The 18,829-nt window shown below is 37.0% G+C and carries 12 protein-coding genes and 1 pseudogene; 6 read left to right on the forward strand and 7 right to left on the reverse strand.

Annotated elements, in window-relative coordinates:
* Positions 1-25: 25 nt before the first annotated feature.
* On the forward strand, positions 26-631 hold the full coding sequence (locus H4K33_RS08850) for a C40 family peptidase (protein WP_182648096.1): 606 nt from the start codon (positions 26-28) through the stop codon (positions 629-631).
* Between the two features lie 72 nt (positions 632-703).
* Positions 704-2,668: a ComEC/Rec2 family competence protein gene (locus H4K33_RS08855; RefSeq protein ID WP_255493628.1), complete on the forward strand. Its 1,965-nt coding sequence runs from the start codon at positions 704-706 to the stop codon at positions 2,666-2,668.
* A 5-nt stretch (positions 2,669-2,673) separates the two neighbouring features.
* On the opposite strand, the gene H4K33_RS08860 is transcribed toward H4K33_RS08855, so the two are convergent.
* From H4K33_RS08860 to H4K33_RS08885, 6 genes are all read right to left on the reverse strand, one after another.
* Complete coding sequence (locus H4K33_RS08860; RefSeq protein ID WP_182648098.1) at positions 2,674-3,126, reverse strand: thioredoxin fold domain-containing protein; 453 nt, start codon at positions 3,124-3,126, stop codon at positions 2,674-2,676.
* Positions 3,127-3,142: 16 nt separating this feature from the next.
* Entirely contained in the window at positions 3,143-5,251 is a 2,109-nt protein-coding gene (locus H4K33_RS08865) for a peptide MFS transporter (RefSeq protein ID WP_182648099.1), read from the reverse strand.
* 101 nt (positions 5,252-5,352) lie between these two features.
* A complete protein-coding gene (locus H4K33_RS08870; protein WP_182648100.1) occupies positions 5,353-6,987 on the reverse strand; it encodes an MFS transporter in 1,635 nt (544 codons plus the stop codon).
* Positions 6,988-7,138: 151 nt separating this feature from the next.
* Entirely contained in the window at positions 7,139-8,665 is a 1,527-nt protein-coding gene (locus H4K33_RS08875; RefSeq protein ID WP_182648101.1) for a peptide MFS transporter, read from the reverse strand.
* A 38-nt stretch (positions 8,666-8,703) separates the two neighbouring features.
* Entirely contained in the window at positions 8,704-10,476 is a 1,773-nt protein-coding gene (locus tag H4K33_RS08880; protein ID WP_182648102.1) for a peptide MFS transporter, read from the reverse strand.
* 71 nt (positions 10,477-10,547) lie between these two features.
* A complete protein-coding gene (locus H4K33_RS08885) occupies positions 10,548-12,713 on the reverse strand; it encodes a S9 family peptidase (RefSeq protein ID WP_182648103.1) in 2,166 nt (721 codons plus the stop codon).
* 619 nt (positions 12,714-13,332) lie between these two features.
* Here H4K33_RS08885 and H4K33_RS08890 point away from each other — a divergent pair.
* The 3 genes and pseudogenes from H4K33_RS08890 to H4K33_RS08900 all read left to right on the forward strand — a co-directional run.
* Positions 13,333-14,661, forward strand: a pseudogene (locus tag H4K33_RS08890) (hydroxymethylglutaryl-CoA reductase, degradative); the annotation flags it as partial.
* 5 nt (positions 14,662-14,666) lie between these two features.
* Complete coding sequence (locus H4K33_RS08895) at positions 14,667-15,578, forward strand: GYDIA family GHMP kinase (RefSeq protein WP_182648105.1); 912 nt, start codon at positions 14,667-14,669, stop codon at positions 15,576-15,578.
* A 421-nt stretch (positions 15,579-15,999) separates the two neighbouring features.
* Positions 16,000-16,737 carry a YqjF family protein gene (locus H4K33_RS08900; protein ID WP_182648106.1) on the forward strand — a complete coding sequence of 246 codons (738 nt, stop codon included), beginning with the start codon at positions 16,000-16,002 and terminating at the stop codon, positions 16,735-16,737.
* 162 nt (positions 16,738-16,899) lie between these two features.
* Here the strand turns inward: H4K33_RS08900 and H4K33_RS08905 are convergent, their stop codons facing one another.
* Entirely contained in the window at positions 16,900-17,487 is a 588-nt protein-coding gene (locus tag H4K33_RS08905; RefSeq protein ID WP_182648107.1) for a hypothetical protein, read from the reverse strand.
* Between the two features lie 119 nt (positions 17,488-17,606).
* On the opposite strand from H4K33_RS08905, the gene H4K33_RS08910 reads away from it, so the two are divergent.
* On the forward strand, positions 17,607-18,821 hold the full coding sequence (locus H4K33_RS08910) for an NAD(P)/FAD-dependent oxidoreductase (RefSeq protein ID WP_182648108.1): 1,215 nt from the start codon (positions 17,607-17,609) through the stop codon (positions 18,819-18,821).
* Positions 18,822-18,829: the final 8 nt, after the last annotated feature.

The following is an 18,829-nucleotide window of genomic DNA, read 5'->3' on the forward strand; positions in this document are numbered from 1 at the left end:
TTGAGTATGTAAAACCCCTTTTGCTATGAAAAATAAAACAGTACTTTCCACCATTTTATTAGGTTTGAGCCTTGTGTGCTCAAGTTATACACAAGCCGCAACAACAAAAGTTGAAAATCCAGTTAAAAAGAAAGGAACAGTCGTTTTAAATGAAAGCAAAAAAACAGATGACGAGATTCGAAATCAATTAGATGCACTTTTAGAAGAAATGAGTACGTCGAAAGCAGTTAACGAAGAAGTATCTGAATTAGTGCTCAATACAGCCTTCGATTTTGAAGGTGTACGTTACAGATTTGGCGGTACAACCCGAAGCGGAATGGATTGTTCCGGCTTAGTGATGAATGCTTTCAATGATACTTCAATCAATTTACCTCGCAATTCTAGTGCTATGGCTCAAGTAGGAGATAAAGTCTCTAAAAACCAAGCGCAAAAAGGCGATCTTATTTTCTTTCGTACTGGACGTGGAAGTAGAATTAGCCATGTAGGGATAATAACAGAAGTAATTGATGATGAAATTAAATTCATCCATTCTTCTACCAGTAAAGGTGTAATCGTTTCTTCTACAAAAGAAGATTATTACAAAAGAAGATTTGTTCAAATAAACAGAGTTTTGACAGACGAAAGTATCTAAATCAAAACCAATTAAATATCTTGGAGAGAATTTTGATGTACTCATTTCATGAGGCCATTAAAATTCTCTTTTTTGTTTTATGCCACAGCTGTAGCACTCGGTATTGGTAGTAAATCTCTTTGGAATGCAAAGGGAATGATGTCACTTTGTATTGTTTTTATGCTCTTGCTTTTTCTTTGGACCAAAAGCAAGCGTTTTTTTCATCCCTTTTCTTTTTATTATACGGGGTTGATCTACTATGTCTTGTGTTTTTCTCTAGGATATTTAGCTGCTGTTTTTACGGATTGGAGACATCAACAGTATCTTTATTCATCGTGTGTTGCGGATCAATGGCCCTATCAAGTAGAGTTTCGATTAGTGGAAAAGCAAAAAACATACGGCGATCAAACGCGCTATGTCGTTGCTATTGAAGCTGTCGATCAGGCGTTTGTTCAAGGTAAAGCTACCCTCTTTTATGGAGATAGTTTGCTGAAGGTTGGCGGGATGTATCAAGCGGTAGGTTATTTTAAGCCCTTTGATGGAGTTACTAACCTCGGACAGATGGATTATACTGCTTTTATGAGAAGAAAGGGAATAGAAAGGCAGCTGATCGTTAAAAAGATCCATCAGGTAGCAGATAGACAACATGGAGCTTCGTGGTTCATCGCTATGCGTTTGGACTTGCAACAACGTATACAGGAAACCAAAATGTCATCACAGACCAAAGCTTTGATTAATGCTCTTCTGTTAGGTGATCGTCAGGATATATCACAAGAAAACATAGCTGTTTTTCAACGCCTAGGATTGATGCATATCTTAGCTATTTCCGGTTTGCATATAGGAGTGATCTATTTGCTCTTAACTAAAATTACAGCTTTCTTGAAACCGCGCTACCGCTGTTTGTTGATTGTGTTGTTGCTCTGGATGTTTGTTTTTCTGTCGGGTTTTTCTCCCTCTGTCTTTCGATGTGTTTGCATGTTCTCTCTTCTATCGATAGCCCAGGAGTTGAGACGTAAACAACCTACTCACGAAAGCATTGGATTAACCCTGTTTTTTAGCTTGCTTTTTCAACCCAATTGGCTCTTTGACGTCGGATTTCAATTGAGCTATATTGCAGTGCTCGGCATTGTTTGGCTTATGCCATTGTTTAAGAATAGCTATACCCAAAATAGATATGTAAATTACTTCTTGGGATTGTGCTATGTTTCTGTAGTGGCACAATTTAGTGTATTGCCTTTACAACTCTACTATTTTCATTCTTTCTCGTTTACTTTTTTGTTGAGTAATTTAATTGTGATTCCGTTCATCACGTTACTCCTTGTGGTGGGGTTGTGCTTTTTGTGTTTGGGATGGAGTACGCCTGTATTAGCAGAATGTTTAGCGCTTTGTTTAGAACAAATTACTTCTTTTGTTTTTTTGTTGTTAGAGGGGTTAAACGAGCTAAATATTGCGGTTTCTTCGTTTTTTATTAGAGGAGAAGATGCGGTATTGCTACTATTGGGATTGGTGAGTATCGGTTATGTACTTCAGCGCATAAATCTCAAGAGGATTAAAATCGCCTTGATCAGCGTTGTTTTACTACCTATAATTAGTAAGGGTATGCGATTGATATACTCGCCATCAGATTCTTTTATTATTGCTGCAACTAGAGATAAAGCAATGCTTTTTCTACAGTATAAAAATGCGGTACTTACAGCCTTTGAAAATACAGAAAACACTCCTACTGTAGTTAAAGGCTATCAAAGACATTATGTCCCATCGCGTTTATTTAGCGCAACGTGGAAAGACGTTTATCAACTAGATCCTTCTACTAAACTTTTAGTGCTCTCTCGAGCGACTCCTTTTTTTCAACTAGAACACACGGCTGAAATTCTATACTTTCACGATAATAGTAAAGTTAATTTTGATCGTGTTTTGGCGTATCATCAACCGAAGCAAATCATTATTGGCAGAGAAATGGGGGAGGGATACAAAATGAGGTTAAAGCAAAGTTGTGTCAAAAAAAATATCCCTTTTCACGATATACGTGAAAAGGGATATTGGTTATATCAATTGTAATGAGATTATATTTTACTCAATAATTGGTCAGGTGTATGGTAACCAACAATCGATTGTTTTAAACTTCCTTTTTCATCTAGGATAACCATTGTTGGATAACCAGGTACGCGTAAGAATAAAGTAAGTTCATGCGTTGCATTTCTACCTTTTCTACTCGCGTCATAGTTTGGGTTGCTATATTTTTTACCATTATAGGTAACTGCTTCATTTCCTTCAGCATTGAATTTTACAGCATAGTAATTCTTTGTTACATACGCTGCGAATTTTGCATCACTGAATGTGTTACTGTCTAACATTTTACATGGACCACACCAATCCGTGTAGACATCCATAAAAATAGGTTTAGGGTCTTTTTTCTGAGCTGCTAAGGCATCGTTCAAAGACATCCATTTGATTTCTTGCGCCTGTGCTGTTAATCCAACCAAAATCAAGGCAAATAAGAATACGATTTTTTTCATGTGAATAAGTTTGTTTTTATTTAACACCGTGCATTAAACGTTTCATAACTGGATTTAATGCAATTACTAAAATACCTGCCACAATTGGAACAATCGTAAAGATCAAGAAGAACCCTGATAAAGAGTATTTTTCTGTAATATTTTCGATTTGACCTCCTAATTTAGCAGCCAAATTATTACCAATTGCAATAGCTAAATACCACATACCAAACATAAAGGCAATCATTCTGGCAGGAACAAGCTTAGAAACATAAGAAAGTCCCACTGGTGAAGAGAATAACTCTCCTAAGGTATGAAATAAATAGGCAAAAACAAGCCACATCATCGAAACTCTGTTTCCTTCTGTAATTCCATTAGCTCCATAAGCCAAAACTCCAAAACCTAAAGCCATAATGATTAAACCTAATCCGTATTTAATCGACGCAGGTGGGTTGTATTTTGAATCCCATAGTTTAGAAACTAGTGAAGCAAAGGCAATGATAAAGAAGGAGTTTAAGATAGAGAACCACGAAGCCGTAATTTCTACTTGATTGTCCTTAATTTCTTTAATCTCTGCTTGTACAATATGCGGTGTTTTATCTTGAGTTCCATATTCCGCAATTAATTTTGCTTCTAGTTCATCTGTCAGAATGTGGTAGGTACCCAATTCTTCATAAATCTTAACTGTTGTACCAACAGCATATTCTTCACGGTTTGAAATAATGGTGTTTTTTTCAACCATTTTATCTCCATCTTTGGCTTGAAAAGCCATTGAAACCGGTTGATAATGGTAGGTAGCGTTTTTATTTTCGTCTAGTTTTTGGCTACCATCTTCATTGAGAACAAGTGTTTCTACCGTTTGGTAATGCACTTGGTATGCATGTGAAGACCAGTCTCTGTCTAGCATCCAAACGACAGCTCCCCAAACACCTAAGAAGGTCAAGCCTAAGATGATGTTAGAAACCAACGCTTTTTTATAAGTGCGTTTTGCTAAGATGATCAATACCCAAGAGATTAAAGCTAAAGGAATAATCGTTAAAAGTGTATTGAAAATCTTAAATAGTAGAGCCGTATCACCCGAAAGTACACGTTGTGTATTATCACGAGCAAAGATAACTAAGGAAGTAGCTCCTTGTTCAAAACTCATCCAGAAAAAGATAGTAAAGAACGCAAAGATAATTACGGCAATCATTCGATCGCGTACTACTTTCGCATAACGAGCAATACGCCAAATAACAAGAACTAAGAAGACGATTAATCCGAAGGCAATACCCACGGTAGAGCCGTCTTGTCCGAGAATAGTTTCTGGGAATAGGTTAATTCCACCCACAATGCGGAAAACATCATCAAAAGCGTATAGTAAACCGATGACGGTCGTAATGGCGATTAAGATATAATCAATAGTTGTAAAGGGATTGCGTTTTAATGAATCTCGTTCTTCCGGTGTCATGTTCGTTGTATCGACAACTTCTTCTTTATCGCTTCGAGCTTCTTTCGAAGGAATATCTCCAATGGAGCCGAAGATCGGTTTAGCCAACCAGAATTGCAAGGTTCCTAACAACATAAAGATTCCCGCTAGTCCGAATCCCCAGTGCCATCCAACGCGTTCTCCTAAGTAACCACAAAGCATCATTCCGAAGAATGCCCCTGCATTTACTCCCATGTAGAAAATCGTATAAGCACCATCTTTCTTCTCTGGAAACGATTTGTACATTTCAGATAGAATAGAGGTCATGTTCGGTTTAAAGAATCCCGTTCCTATTACTAAACACGCCAAACCGATGTACATGAAAGTTTCTCCTTCCAAGGCCATAGCAGCGTGTCCTAAAGTCATAATCAAAGAACCAACGACAACAGCCAATCGGTATCCCATGTATTTATCAGCTAAAATACCTCCAAAAATAGGTGTAATGTATAGTAGCATTGCGTATGTAGCAAACAAAGCCCCTGCATCAGCAACATTCCAACCCCAACCGGTATTGATCCCAACTACGGACATGGTTAAGAATTGAATTAATAAAACCCTCATTCCGTAGAAAGAGAATCGCTCCCACATCTCGGTAAAGAATAACACAAATAAACCAGCCGGATGCCCAAGCACCTTGGTATCGAAAAAGTTTGGCTGCGAACTCGAGTTTGTCTGCATAATGTATTGTTTTTAAAATTGGTTGAGAAAGATAACTATTTTTATTTAGTTTAAACTGTTATTTTTTTCGTTCTCAATAATTTTAATATAAAAACAAAGAATTATTTCTTGTTTTCAATCGGTTTGATAATCAATCTATCATAAATCATTAGGGTCACCACAGAGAAAATACCGATGGCAACGATTACATACCAAATTTTGTTTGGATTGTATGTGTTCCAAAGCATATCGACCATTTCCCAGTGAGACATACCTAACTTTTGTTCGGCTAACGCGAAGTATTCGTTTTTAGAGAAAGGGAAGTGAATCTGGCTGATATCAATGGCTTTAGATGTAGCAAAATCTTTAAACGCTTGTGTTACTTGTACCCAATCGACAGTTTCAGCTTTAAGATTAAATTGCTTTTCAAAAGCGGAAATTGACATGTTTAACGCCTTGGCTCCTTGTTCTATAAATTGTTCGTGGCTCACTACTTCCGGCATTGGAACGTTGCGCGTGGCCATTTCTGTTTTTAATAAAGATAATTTATCAGACCACGATTGGTATAAGTTTCCTGAGATATAATCCGTAACAAAATAACTCGCTGCTACAGGTAAGAAGTATGTTCCTTGATAAAGACCATCTTTTCCTTTAGGAGTGATTAATGATATAAACGAAGATACGGTTGGACTTGACATCATTTCCCCAATAGAGAAGATCATGGTTCCTAAAATCGTAAATAAAGGATTATGCGTATAGAATGTAAGTCCAACACCTATACTGGCGATAAGAGCTCCTCTAATCACGGCATTGATATGACGCATTTTAGTTACGAAATAAGAAATAGTCACCTGACAAATAATAATCATAAAGGAGTCAATATTCGTAAACCATTCTGGTTTTACTTGACCATCTTGTGTAAGTAAAGTTCCTAAGAAAGGAACATTTTCATTGATCCATTCGCTTAGTACAGCAGAGTTTACCCAATCTTCGATAAAGTTTGGCAAGGTGTTGAACAATTGATTGAACATAGTCCAAAACCCAATCATTAATACCAAAAGAATACCTAAACGAACGTCTTTTAAAGCTTCAAAGATACCAAGTACAGAGTCTTTAATAGCTTTTCCTATAGAGTCTTTCGGTTTTTCTACTTTTGATTCCTTATAGAAAAATAGCACCACAACTAAGTTAATGGCAATTACCACAGCAGCTTGGATGAAGATGATGTTCCAACCGTAGGTAGTACGCAATCCTGATGACATGGCAGGTCCGATAAAACCTCCGATGTTTACCATCATATAGAAGATACCGAAACCTAGTGTTCCAGTAGACTCATCGGTGTTGCTTGCAATAATGGCTGAAGCTACGGGTTTAAAGAAAGCTGCTCCTACTGCAACTAGTAAAAATGCAGCATAGACATTGGAGAATGCAGTTACTTCCCCTAAAAGGTAATAACCGGCAATCATGATGATAAAGGAAATAATCAAGGATATTTTATAACCGATACGGTCAGCGATAACACCAAAAAACAAAGGTAAGAAGTATAATATACCTACTACACCACCCATGATACTTCCTTTTTGTACGTGGTCAAAACCCAAACCTCCTGCGTCGGTTGAACCAACTAAGTATAGTCCCAAAAGGGTGTAAATTCCGTACCATGCCCAACGCTCCATCAGTTCCATGAAGCTGGCAATCCAGAAGTTTTTATTAAACGATTTTAACGTCTGTCCAAAGGTCTTATTGTTTTGTGACATGATAATAAAAGGTTGTTAAAATTAAGGAGTGTAATTTAATTCCTATATTCTATATAGCAATGCATTCCGTGTTAAAAAAAACGGATGAAAAAAGAAAAAGCGACCAATTGGTCGCTTTTGTCTTGTATACTATCGAAAAAGTGGAGTGGAATTACTTCACTTCTTGCATTAATTTTTTCATAATCGGTGAACATGCAATTAAGATTACCCCTGCAATAACAGCATATAATCCTAATTCTTTATATCCATCGGTATAGGTGATTAACAAATCGTAGTTTGTTGGATTTTCAACTTCTTGTGTAGACATTGAAGCACCAATGATACCTGCGACATATTGACCATAAGCACTTGCTAAGAACCACATTCCCATCATCATTCCTTGTAGGTTGGCTGTAGAAAGTTTAGTCATAATTGACAATCCAATTGGCGATAAACAAAGCTCTCCCAAAGTGATGATTAATAAAGCGAAAGTAAAGAAATCCAAAGAAGTCATACCTGCAGCATCAGCGAAGAAACGAGTCCCGAATAAAGCGTAGAAACCTGCTCCTAATAAGATAAATCCGATACCGAATTTCATTACTGTATTGGGTTCAATTTTCTTTTTTGCCATCCAAATCCACAGTAAACCTAAAATAGGAGCAATAAAGATGATGAAGAAAGCCCCTCCAGAGTTATTAACTCCGTTTGGATCTAAATGCATACCCAATAGCTCAGAATTTAAGTTTTGCGCTGCAAAGATGCTTAATGAACCTCCTGCTTGTTCGTAAATTGCAAAGAACAAAATAGAGAAAAAGATAAACACAAGAGCAGCAATAATTTTCTTGCGTTCGCCACTTGTTAGTTTCGTCATCTCATAGAACAAATAAGCCAAGGCTAAAGGACCTACGGTATACATAAAGTATGCGGTGTATTCTGTATTGTCAATCATAAATACAATAACAGGAACCATGGCAAACGTTAAGATGTATGTCCCAACTTCTTTCCATAAAGGCATTTTAGTTTGCTCCCCATTTGCGTTGGTTTGCATCGGTTGTAGCCCGATAGGACCTAAATGTCTTTTTGTGAAAATGAAATTGATTAAGCTGATACACATCACGAAAGCTGCTAATCCGAAAGCAACATTCCAACGGTGTGCTTCATCAATCGAATCAGCAAAAAGTTGTCCTTTACCAATCGCGATACATAAGTATCCTCCTAATAAAGCACCTAAGTTAATCCCCGCATAGAATAAAGAGAAACCAGCATCCGTACGGTTATCTCCTTTTTTGTATAGTTTACCCACCATCGTTGAAATGTTAGGTTTAAAGAAACCTGTTCCAATTACAGTAAAGGCAATACCCGTAAAGAAATAAGCATGCGGGTCTATAGCTAGGATTAAACTACCTAAAATCATCATTGAGCCACCCCAAAAAAGAGACTTTCGGAAACCTAAAATTTTATCTGCGAAGATTCCTCCCAAGAATGTAAAAGCGTATACGAAAGCTTGTGTTGCCCCGTATTGTAAATTAGCTTTACCGTGTTCGAAATCTAAGTGGTGTATCATAAAGAATACCAACATTCCTCTCATTCCATAGAACGAAAAACGCTCCCACATTTCTGAGAAGAATAAGCTCCAGATTTGTTTAGGGTATTTTCCCTCGAAATTCTGAATCTCTTCTATTGTCTGTGTTTGACTCATTGTTTATAGTTTTTATTTATTGTGCAATGCACGGTGGGTTAACGAACACCGTGCATTAGTTTTTTCAATAGTGGATTTACTAACATCACCAATACTGCAGCAGCAGCCGGGATTAAAGTAAACAAGAAGAAGAAGTGACTCAACGAATATTCTTCTTTAATATTTTCAATTTGACCTCCTAGGATTGCTGCAAATTTTTGAGCAATAGCAAGAGCTAAGTACCACATACCAAACATAAATGCCAACATTTTTCCTGGCACTAATTTCGATACATAAGACAATCCTACCGGTGAAATAAATAATTCCCCTAAAGTATGGAATAAGTAAGTTAAAACTAAAAATATCATCGACATTTTTACACCTTCTCCTAATCCCATAGATCCCAATCCTAAGATTAAGAATCCGATAGCGACTAATAATAAGCCAATTCCGTATTTAAATGCAGCTGGTGGGTTGTATTTTGAATCCCATAGTTTTGATACAGAAGACGCTAATGCAATAATAAAGAACGAGTTCAAAATAGAGAACCATGAAACGGTAATTTCAGACACTTCTTTTGAAAATTCAGCATTTAACATATAAATCGCCATGGCCCAAATTCCCGCAAAACAGATGAATAAAATTACGTTAGATAATGCAATTTTTTTCCAAGTTGCTTTCGCTAATAAGAACAATACCCATGAAATAATCATCAAAGGAATGATAGTTAAACACGTATTGATGATATTAAACACAGTTAATGCAGTTCCTTCTAAGGTTCTGTCTACATAGTCTCTTGCAACAAGCACTAATGACGTCGCTCCTTGTTCGAAACTCATAAAGAAGAACATCAAGAAGAATGCCAATAAGATAACGGCAAACATACGGTCTCTAATTACTTTACCATAACGTAGAATACGAGAAACCACTAAGTACAAGAAAGAAACTAAAGCTAAGATAGCCATTAAGTTTTGCCCTCTTAAGAAAGGAGTATCTAAAGTCGCAAAAATATCTAATACGCCATTTTTAGACAAGGGATCATTGAATGCGTATAGCAATCCAACGATAGATACGATAGCGATTAGAATATAGTCAACAATAGTATACGGATTTTTTGTTTCCTCTTCTTCTTTGATTTGCTCTGCAGTTTTTTCTACTGAGGTATCTTCTTTTTTCAATTCACCTAGATCTCCAAACAACGGTTTCGCTAACCAGAATTGGATAGTTCCCAAAAGCATGAAAATACCCGCTAATCCAAATCCATAGTGCCATCCTTTTGTTTCTGCTAAGTAACCACAAAGCATCATTCCGAAGAAAGCTCCTGAGTTTACCCCCATGTAGAAAATCGTATAAGCTCCATCTTTTTTCTCTGGAAGTGCTTTGTACATTTCTCCTAGCATTGAGGGCATGTTCGGTTTAAAGAAACCTGTACCAATAACCAAACACGCAAGTCCGACAAAGAACCATATTTTAGAGATTCCCTCTGCTGCCATAGAAGCGTGACCTACAGTCATAATAATTGCTCCAACGATTACAGCCCAACGAGAACCAATGTATTTATCGGCGATAACTCCCCCTAAAATAGGAGTTAGGTATAAAAGCATTGCATAAGTACCATATAGGGCACCGGCTTGCTCTGCTGTCCAACCCCAACCTGAAAACTCACTGCCAAAAAGCACTTGAGCGGTTAAGAATTGAATCAATAATACTCTCATTCCGTAGAAAGAGAAACGTTCCCACATTTCAGTGAAGAAAAGAACGAAAAGACCTGCTGGATGTCCTAAGACATTAGACTTAAAAAGGTCTGATTTAGTAGCTGTTTCTGCTGCCATTTATGATTAAGTTTAGTATAGTTTGTTTTAAAAGCTTAAACTATAGTTTTAATAGTTGATCGTTAGTCGTTTTATAAGTTGTTTAAGATGAAGTTGGTCATCTTCGTATACAGTTGTAAGCGTGTATTTCCTCCGTAAATTCCGTGGTTTTTATCGGGATAGATCAACCAATCGAAATCTTTGTTGTGTTGAACTAGCGTTTCAATCATTGCCATCGCATTTTGAACGTGTACATTGTCATCCGCTGTTCCGTGAATCAATAAATAGCGACCTTGGAGTTGGTTCGCAAAGAAATACGGAGAGTTGTCATCGTACCCTGAAGGATTTTCTTGAGGCGTTTTCATGTAGCGTTCCGTGTAGATTGAATCGTAGTATCTCCAGTTGATCACGGGTGCTACGGCGATTGCCATTTTGAATACGTCATTGCCCTTTAAGATACAGTTGGTCGACATAAATCCGCCATAACTCCATCCCCAGATTCCAATTCTAGAAGCATCTACATAGCTCTGTTGAGCCAAATACTTCGCTGCTTCAATTTGATCTTCAACTTCGTATTTACCCAACTCGTATTGCGTGGTTTTTTTGAAATCAGCTCCTTTGAAACCAGTACCTCTTCCGTCTACTGTAACAACAATGTATCCTTTTTGAGTCAACATCGCATGCCAATAGTCATTGGAATCGAACCAATGGTCTGCCACTTGTTGTGAACCCGGACCACTGTATTGATACATGAAGACAGGATACGTTTTAGAAGCGTCAAAATCAACGGGTTTCATTACCCATGCATTGAGCATAACGCCTCCTACTGTCGGAATCTGTGTGAATTCCTTTTTCGGAAGTTGATACGCTTTTAGCTTGTTTTCTAAAGACGTGTTATTCAAAATTTCTTTAACTACTTTGCCTGTATTACTTTGGTGTAAGGTGTAACGCGGTGCAGTTGTAGTGGAAGAATATACATTGATAAATAAATCAAATTTCGGACTGAAAATAGCCGTATTTGTTCCCAGTTGAGAAGAAAGTAGCTTTTTGTTTTTTCCATTTAAGTCGATAGAGTAAACATCTCGATAGATAGAACCTCGTTCTACAGATTGGAAGAATAATTTTTTGTTCTTTGCATCAATACCGTAGTACTCTGTTACTTCCCAGTTGCCTTTGGTGATTTGATTTAGAAGTTTTCCGTCTTTATTGTAGTGGTACAAATGGTTGTATCCATCGCGTTCGCTCATCCAAATAAAGTCGTTGTTTGCTAAAAAAGAAAGCGTGTGTACATCGACATATGCCTTATCTTTTTCCTGTAAGATCAATTTTTTTGCTTGTGTATTACCATCAACAAAAAAGACTTTTAAGTCATTTTGGTGTCTGTTGATTACTTGTATACTCAGGTATTTAGCATCATTCGTCCATTTGATTCTCGGAATGTAAAAATCGGAGAATTCAGATAGATCCACAGCGTTGTTCTTCCTCTGATTGACATCGTAAATATGAAGAGAAACTACTGCATTTTTTTCTCCTGCTTTTGGATATTTGAACTGGTCTTGTGTTGGATATAATCCCGATCCATATACATCCATCGAGTATTCAGGTACTTCTGTCTCGTCAAACTTAACATAAGCCAATTGCGTACTCGCTTTATTCCAATCAAACATACGTACAATGCTGAACTCCTCTTCATAAACCCAATCTGAAATACCATTAATGATGTGGTTTTTTTGTCCGTCTTGTGTTAATTGAATCGTTTTTTTCGATGAAATATCGTAGATGAAAAGGTTGTTTTGGTAAGCATAGGCGATCTTGTTGCCATCAGGAGAGAATAGAGGTTCCATGATGGGGTGATCTGCTATTTTTGTAGTCTGATTCGTCTTGGGATTGTATAAGTAATAATCCGCTAAGAAAGAACGACGATAGATTGGTGTTGTATTGGTTCCGATTAAAACCTGTTCTTCTTTTGCATCAAATACATAGCTTTCTATCGATTTGATGGCAGGGAAATTTTGATTGCTAAAAACGGTTTTTGTTTTTTCTAGTGTTGCAAAGTCGTATAAATTGATCACTTGGTGTTGCTCAGAAATTCGTTCAATACGCGCGTACTGATTCTGAGTCTCTAAGGTGTTGACCGCTTGCATAGCCTCCGTTCTAAACGTGCCATTCCATATTTCTGATAGCTCAATGTTCTTTTGCGCTAGACCAATTTGCGTGGCAATCACACAAATTAAAGAGGTGAATTTAATGTATTTCATTATCTAATTAGTCGAAAAAACTTCCAATTTTACTGAAAAAATATGATTTATGCCAATTTTCATTCAGATTAAATAATAAAAACTTAATTTTATTGAAGCGGTTTTAGTAGTGAAAGTCCTAATACCTTGCACAAATCGTACTGAATTTTATTTATTTGCCTTTTTTACATACCGTTGTTTAGAGTATTCTTGCATCATAGATAATTTAATGAAAAAAGGAGAGTAAAGGAGAGAGAAGAGGATAGGTTCTTGGATATCGTTGCTTGTTTTTCACTGTCGACTTACTTAGGAAATTATGGTTTTAAAGGATGAAAGAATGGAGATTCTTCGGGTTTTCTTTTGGGTGAGTCCATAGTGAGTCCATGGTGAGTCCATAGTGAGTCCATAGTGAGTCCATTAAAACGATTATTTTAATAGATGCACTATGGACTCACCATTGAGGTGCCCTAGATACATACTAATGATAGCTATAACTAACCAAGAGGAGAACTATTCCCTTCTTGTTTTTTTAAACGGGTTTCACCTAACATCAATTTACAGTGCGTTGTTTCGTATTTCTGTTTTCTCCTTTTATATTTCCATTTTATAACCCAATAGAAACACTTATCTTTGTTACTTAAACTTTTTAATCATGATAGGGAGTATAAATGGGTTTTCTAAACTAAACAAGGAAGAGAAAATCAATTGGATAGCAAAAACATATTTAAACAACCAGGAAGCGGTCGTAGATTTAATTAAACAGTATTGGAATTCAGATGAGGATTTACAGAAATTGCATGATGAATTTATTGAAAATACAATAACGAATTTTTACTTGCCTCTTGGTGTAGCTCCTAATTTCTTAATCAATGACACTTGGTATACGATTCCTATGGTGATTGAAGAGAGCTCGGTTGTGGCTGCAGCGTCTAAAGCTGCAAAATTTTGGGCTGATCGAGGCGGGTTTAAAGCAACAATTTTGAATACCGAAAAAATTGGTCAAGTTCACTTCCTATATAAAGGAGATAAACAGAAACTGCAGCAATTGATACAAGATCTTCAAGAAACTTTTCTTGAAGATACGCTTTCAATTACGCAAAATATGCAAAAACGCGGTGGAGGAATCTTATCGATTGCGCTACGTGATAAAACACAAGAAATCGATAACTACTATCAATTACACGTTACTTTTGAAACGAAAGATAGCATGGGGGCAAACTTCATCAATTCGTGTTTGGAGCAAATGGCAACGACATTAAAACGCGAAGCTTCGGTGTACCCTGCATTTAATTCAGAGGAGAAAAACATAGATGTTGTGATGAGTATCTTGTCGAATTATGTGCCGAATTGTGTCGTTAGAGCTGAAGTTTCTTGCCCTGTTGCAGAACTGAAATCAAGTGATATTCAAGATCCCATACTTTTTGCAGAAAAATTTGTACAAGCTATTCGCATTGCGGAAATCGAACCTTTTAGAGCTGTAACCCATAATAAAGGAGTGATGAACGGGGTAGATGCCGTTGTATTGGCTACCGGAAATGACTTTAGAGCGATTGAAGCTGGGGTTCATGCTTATGCTGCTAGAGATGGACAATACCGCAGTTTGTCTCATGCATCCATTGAAAATGGAATTTTTAAATTTTGGATTGATTTACCTCTAGCTGTCGGAACGGTAGGCGGATTAACTTCTTTACACCCAATGGTGAAAATAGCGTTGCAAATGCTACAAAAACCATCTGCTACACAATTGATGCAAATTATTGCTGTTGCTGGTTTAGCACAAAATTTCGCAGCGGTTAAATCACTGACGACTACTGGAATTCAACAAGGACATATGAAAATGCACTTGATGAACATCTTAAATCAGTTTAAAGCAACCGATGAAGAACGCATAAAAGTAGTTGCTCATTTTGAAAAAAATGTAGTTTCACACAGTGCTGTAGTTGAATTGTTAGAAACGCTTAGAAAATAGTTTAGATGGATTTTTACAGCCCTGGTAAGTTGTTGATTGCTGGTGAGTATGTTGTATTGGACGGAGCAAAAGCTTTTGCTTTACCTACGGCTCAGGGACAATCAATGCACGTTGAATCAATAGCGCAAGCTGTATTGTATTGGACGAGCTATGATGTAGATGGAAAAATTTGGATGCAAGAGCAAGTCGCAATGGAGCAACTGCTGAAAAACGAAGAAGTAACAGGTAGCGCATACCTTCAAACCTTAGTCGACGTGTTAAGAGCTGCTCATAGTCAGAACCCAACACTTTTACAAAGTGGAGGGGGATTTAGGGTGAGATGTGAGCTAACTTTTCCGCGCTTGTGGGGATTGGGAACTTCTTCTACTTGGATTAATAACGTAGCACAGTGGTTTGATATTAATCCCTATCAATTGTTGCAAGACTCTTTTGGTGGAAGCGGTTACGATATCGCTTGTGCAAAGCATAACAGCCCTCTATTTTATCAGTTGACTGACCCTGTATATCCTAGTGTTGACCTAGTAGAGTTTCAACCAATATTTCACAAAAATATATACTTTGTTTACTTAAACGAGAAACAAAGTAGTAAAGAGGCGATTCAGGCTTATCGCTCTAAAAAAGGACTTCTATCTGTTGAGATAAAGCGAATTTCTGAGATTAGCCAAGCGTTAGTAACAGCTACTTCAGTAGGAGCTTTTGCTCAGTTGATTCGCGAACATGAAGCAATTATTGGTCGTGTTTTGGGTATTCAACCTGTCCAAGAGCGCCTGTTTCCCGATTTTAATGGTACAATAAAAAGCTTAGGCGCTTGGGGTGGAGATTTTGTTCTCGTATTGGCAGATGAGAATCCCACAGCTTATTTTACGGAAAAAGGATACACAACAATCTTACCGTATGAACAAATGATCGCAAAGTAATACTATATGAAAAAACTCCTTGTTTATCTTGGAGTTTTTTTCGTTTATAGACTATGATCAACACCTTATCAAAAGGTAAAGAGCGAAGAATAGTTCTATTTTATGGTTTTACTACGGATCTTGAACAAGATGTATTATTTGATAAACAGATTAGTTGATTTTTGGTGTTTTCCCTAGGTATTATTGAAAAATAAGGGTTTGCAACGGTTAGGTGAGGTTGTTTTAGTGGAATTTAGTATATTTATAATGTTTTAATTCGTTGATAACTGACTTAGTTTCCGAATGTGTTCAATTGTATAGAAATAGCTTTTAGGTATGAGCAACATAAGAAGAAGCTATGGAGAAAAAAGGCATCTTATTGGGGTGCCTTTTTTGCGTTCTATGTTTTGGATTTTGAGTATCTTTATTGGTGAAAAAGAAAATGAATATGATTGATAGAATCTTACAAGCTGTAGAACACAGACCGTGGCCAATGCCGCGTGAAAGGTGGGCGTATTATCAAGAGTGGAACCGACTTATTTTTTTACATTTTGAAGTGCCTTTTGACGTGTTGAGGGCCTTAGTTCCTGACGCACTTGAATTAGACGCTTTTGAAGGAAAATACTATATTTCCGTTGTGCCTTTTAGCATGGAAAAAATTCGTCCGCGCTATTTGCCTGCAGTTGGATTTATCTCCAATTTTGATGAAATCAATGTGCGAACCTATGTAAAGAAAGAAGGAAAAGCAGGTGTTTACTTTCTGAATATTGAAGGTGGAAAAACGCTTTCTGTTTTTGTTTCCAAGAAACTATCAGGATTGCCTTATGAAAAAGCAACAATGAAACGAAAAGAAGAGATGTATACCTCTTCAAATGCAAAGAAGAAATTTCAATTAGAAGCAAATTACACGATAGGAGAAAAAGTACAACAGAAGACACCCTTACAAATATGGCTAACAGAACGCTATTGCTTGTATGTGTACGTCAACAATAATTTATATCGCTATCAAATTCACCATGAAGAATGGGAGTTAAAAACAATCACCTTTGAACAACTCAAAGTCGACTATCAATTGGCAGGTATTCACTTGACAGAAAAAAATGTAATAGCACCCAATTATGCTGACGGGATTCGTGTAGTAGCATGGAGTAAAGAAAAAGTGAGGAGCGAGGAGTGGTAGTTTGTTGATTGTTGTTTGTTGATTGTTGATTGTCTTTTGAGCTTGGATGTAAATCGGTAAGGTCTTTTTCTTCCAAAGGATCTTGAGGCAATGGATTAAAAAAGGCTCTTAAAATAAGAGCCGTTTGTTGGATAATTCGTAAAATAGTGTCTTGTGTTTCCATTAACGTACAGGACGTAAAGTGTTGCTAAATGTTACTTTGAAAGGATTTTCTTTACTGCTGTTTTTCATGATGTAAATGAATTTAAACATCTTAGCATGATCACTTTCAATAGTCACTTCACTGTTAGTGTACGTGTCCAAAATTGTAAAACTGTCCGTGTTATCTACGCGAACGGATTTTGCAATTCCATTGGATAAATCACTCATCGTCATTCCTTTAAAAAAGGTTTTAGTACTGTTTTTTACCACAATGTTTTCTCCTTTGAATCCTTGTGTAAGAATAACAACGCTGTATTTATCAGCCGTTGCTTGCATTCCCTGTAGATACGATTCTTTCGTCTTGTCTGTTACAGAACGAAAATCGTCTCGAACTTGAGCATACTCAGGCAAATCAATAACGTCTTTTTCTTCTGGTAAGCGGTTTTCTTCTTTGATTTCTTCGATGCGTTCTTCTATTGTCAGTTCTTTAGAAGAGGCAGTTGAACTACTGCTGTTTGTATTGGCGTTTGTGCTGGTGCCACTTCCGTGAGGAACTGATTTACACATAGCAAATAAAACAAGTAGTAATAAAAATGGCAATTTTTTCATAATCTTAATTTTACAATGATAGGATGCGATTGTAAGTAAGTATCTTTGTGGCTGTAAAGATAAAAGTTTCATATAGAATAAAAAAAGAGAACTTTAGTAAATGGCTAAATATGGGGATTATGCATTATGATATTATCATTGTAGGCGGTGGTGCTGCTGGTTTTTTTACAGCAATTAATTTAGGTGAACGAAACGCCAATTTGAAAATTGCTATTGTAGAACGTGGAAAAGAAGTACTTGCCAAAGTTAGAATATCAGGCGGCGGACGTTGTAACGTTACGCATGCGTGTTTTGATCCCAAAGAGTTAGTTCAGTTTTATCCCAGAGGTGCTAAAGAATTACTTGGCCCTTTTCACCAATTTTGTTGTGGAGATACGATTGAGTGGTTTGCTAAATACGGTGTGGAGCTGAAAATCGAAGAAGACGGTCGTATGTTTCCTGTTACAGATTCGTCTCAGACTATTATTGATTGTTTTGCTAAAGCAGCAGCAAAGTATAAAATAGAGATCCTACAAGGAGTAAGTGTGCAAGGAGTGTATCAAAGTGATAAAGGATGGAAATTAGATACTTCTAAGGATGGAATGACGTGTTCTCAATTGGTTTTTACTACGGGAAGCAATCCCAAAGTATGGCAAATGATGACTGATCTCGGGCATCGTGTGGTTGAACCTGTCCCGTCTTTGTTTACCTTTAATATCAAAGACAAACGCATTGTGGATTTAATGGGAGTTGCTACTCCAGCTACGATCAAAGTGAAAGGGAGTAAATTGGAAGCAACGGGTCCGTTATTGATTACCCATTGGGGGATGAGTGGACCAGGAATCTTGCGTTTATCTGCTTGGGGAGCTCGTCTTCTAGCAGAAAAAAAATATCACTTCCACATTCTTGTTAATTGGCTCCCTCATTTGGATCGGGAAGATCTAGTTGATCAATTGAAAGCGTTTAAACAAGAACACGCCAAGAAGACGGTGGTAAAAAGAGGATTGTTTGATTTTCCTACTCGACTATGGGAGCGATTAGTAAGCGCAGCGGGTATTTTAGAGACCACTACGTGGGCAGATCTAAATAACAAACAATTGCAAGCTTTAGTTGTAGAATTACAAGAAGGGGAGTATCAAGTGAATGGCAAGAGTACGTTTAAAGATGAGTTTGTAACTGCAGGAGGAATTGATTTGCGTGATGTTAATTTTAAAACCATGGAAAGTAAGATCTGCAAAACGCTGTATTTTGCAGGTGAAATACTGAATATTGATGCGATTACAGGTGGTTTTAATTTTCAAAATGCGTGGACCACTGGTTTTTTAACGGCCCAGGCTATTACTTCAACAAAATAACATAGACG

This window comes from Myroides sp. WP-1 (genome assembly GCF_014145635.1).
Taxonomy (GTDB): domain Bacteria; phylum Bacteroidota; class Bacteroidia; order Flavobacteriales; family Flavobacteriaceae; genus Flavobacterium.

Bases quoted from the DNA above. Each gene is read 5' to 3' on its own strand.
- H4K33_RS08875 (WP_182648101.1), bottom strand. From the start codon at position 8,665: ATGAGTCAAACACAGACAATAGAAGAGATTCAGAATTTCGAGGGAAAA.
- H4K33_RS08895 (WP_182648105.1), top strand. From the start codon at position 14,667: ATGGATTTTTACAGCCCTGGTAAGTTGTTGATTGCTGGTGAGTATGTT.
- H4K33_RS08850 (WP_182648096.1), top strand. From the start codon at position 26: ATGAAAAATAAAACAGTACTTTCCACCATTTTATTAGGTTTGAGCCTT.
- H4K33_RS08905 (WP_182648107.1), bottom strand. From the start codon at position 17,487: ATGAAAAAATTGCCATTTTTATTACTACTTGTTTTATTTGCTATGTGT.
- H4K33_RS08900 (WP_182648106.1), top strand. From the start codon at position 16,000: ATGAATATGATTGATAGAATCTTACAAGCTGTAGAACACAGACCGTGG.
- H4K33_RS08885 (WP_182648103.1), bottom strand. From the start codon at position 12,713: ATGAAATACATTAAATTCACCTCTTTAATTTGTGTGATTGCCACGCAA.
- H4K33_RS08865 (WP_182648099.1), bottom strand. From the start codon at position 5,251: ATGCAGACAAACTCGAGTTCGCAGCCAAACTTTTTCGATACCAAGGTG.
- H4K33_RS08880 (WP_182648102.1), bottom strand. From the start codon at position 10,476: ATGGCAGCAGAAACAGCTACTAAATCAGACCTTTTTAAGTCTAATGTC.
- H4K33_RS08870 (WP_182648100.1), bottom strand. From the start codon at position 6,987: ATGTCACAAAACAATAAGACCTTTGGACAGACGTTAAAATCGTTTAAT.
- H4K33_RS08910 (WP_182648108.1), top strand. From the start codon at position 17,607: ATGCATTATGATATTATCATTGTAGGCGGTGGTGCTGCTGGTTTTTTT.
- H4K33_RS08860 (WP_182648098.1), bottom strand. From the start codon at position 3,126: ATGAAAAAAATCGTATTCTTATTTGCCTTGATTTTGGTTGGATTAACA.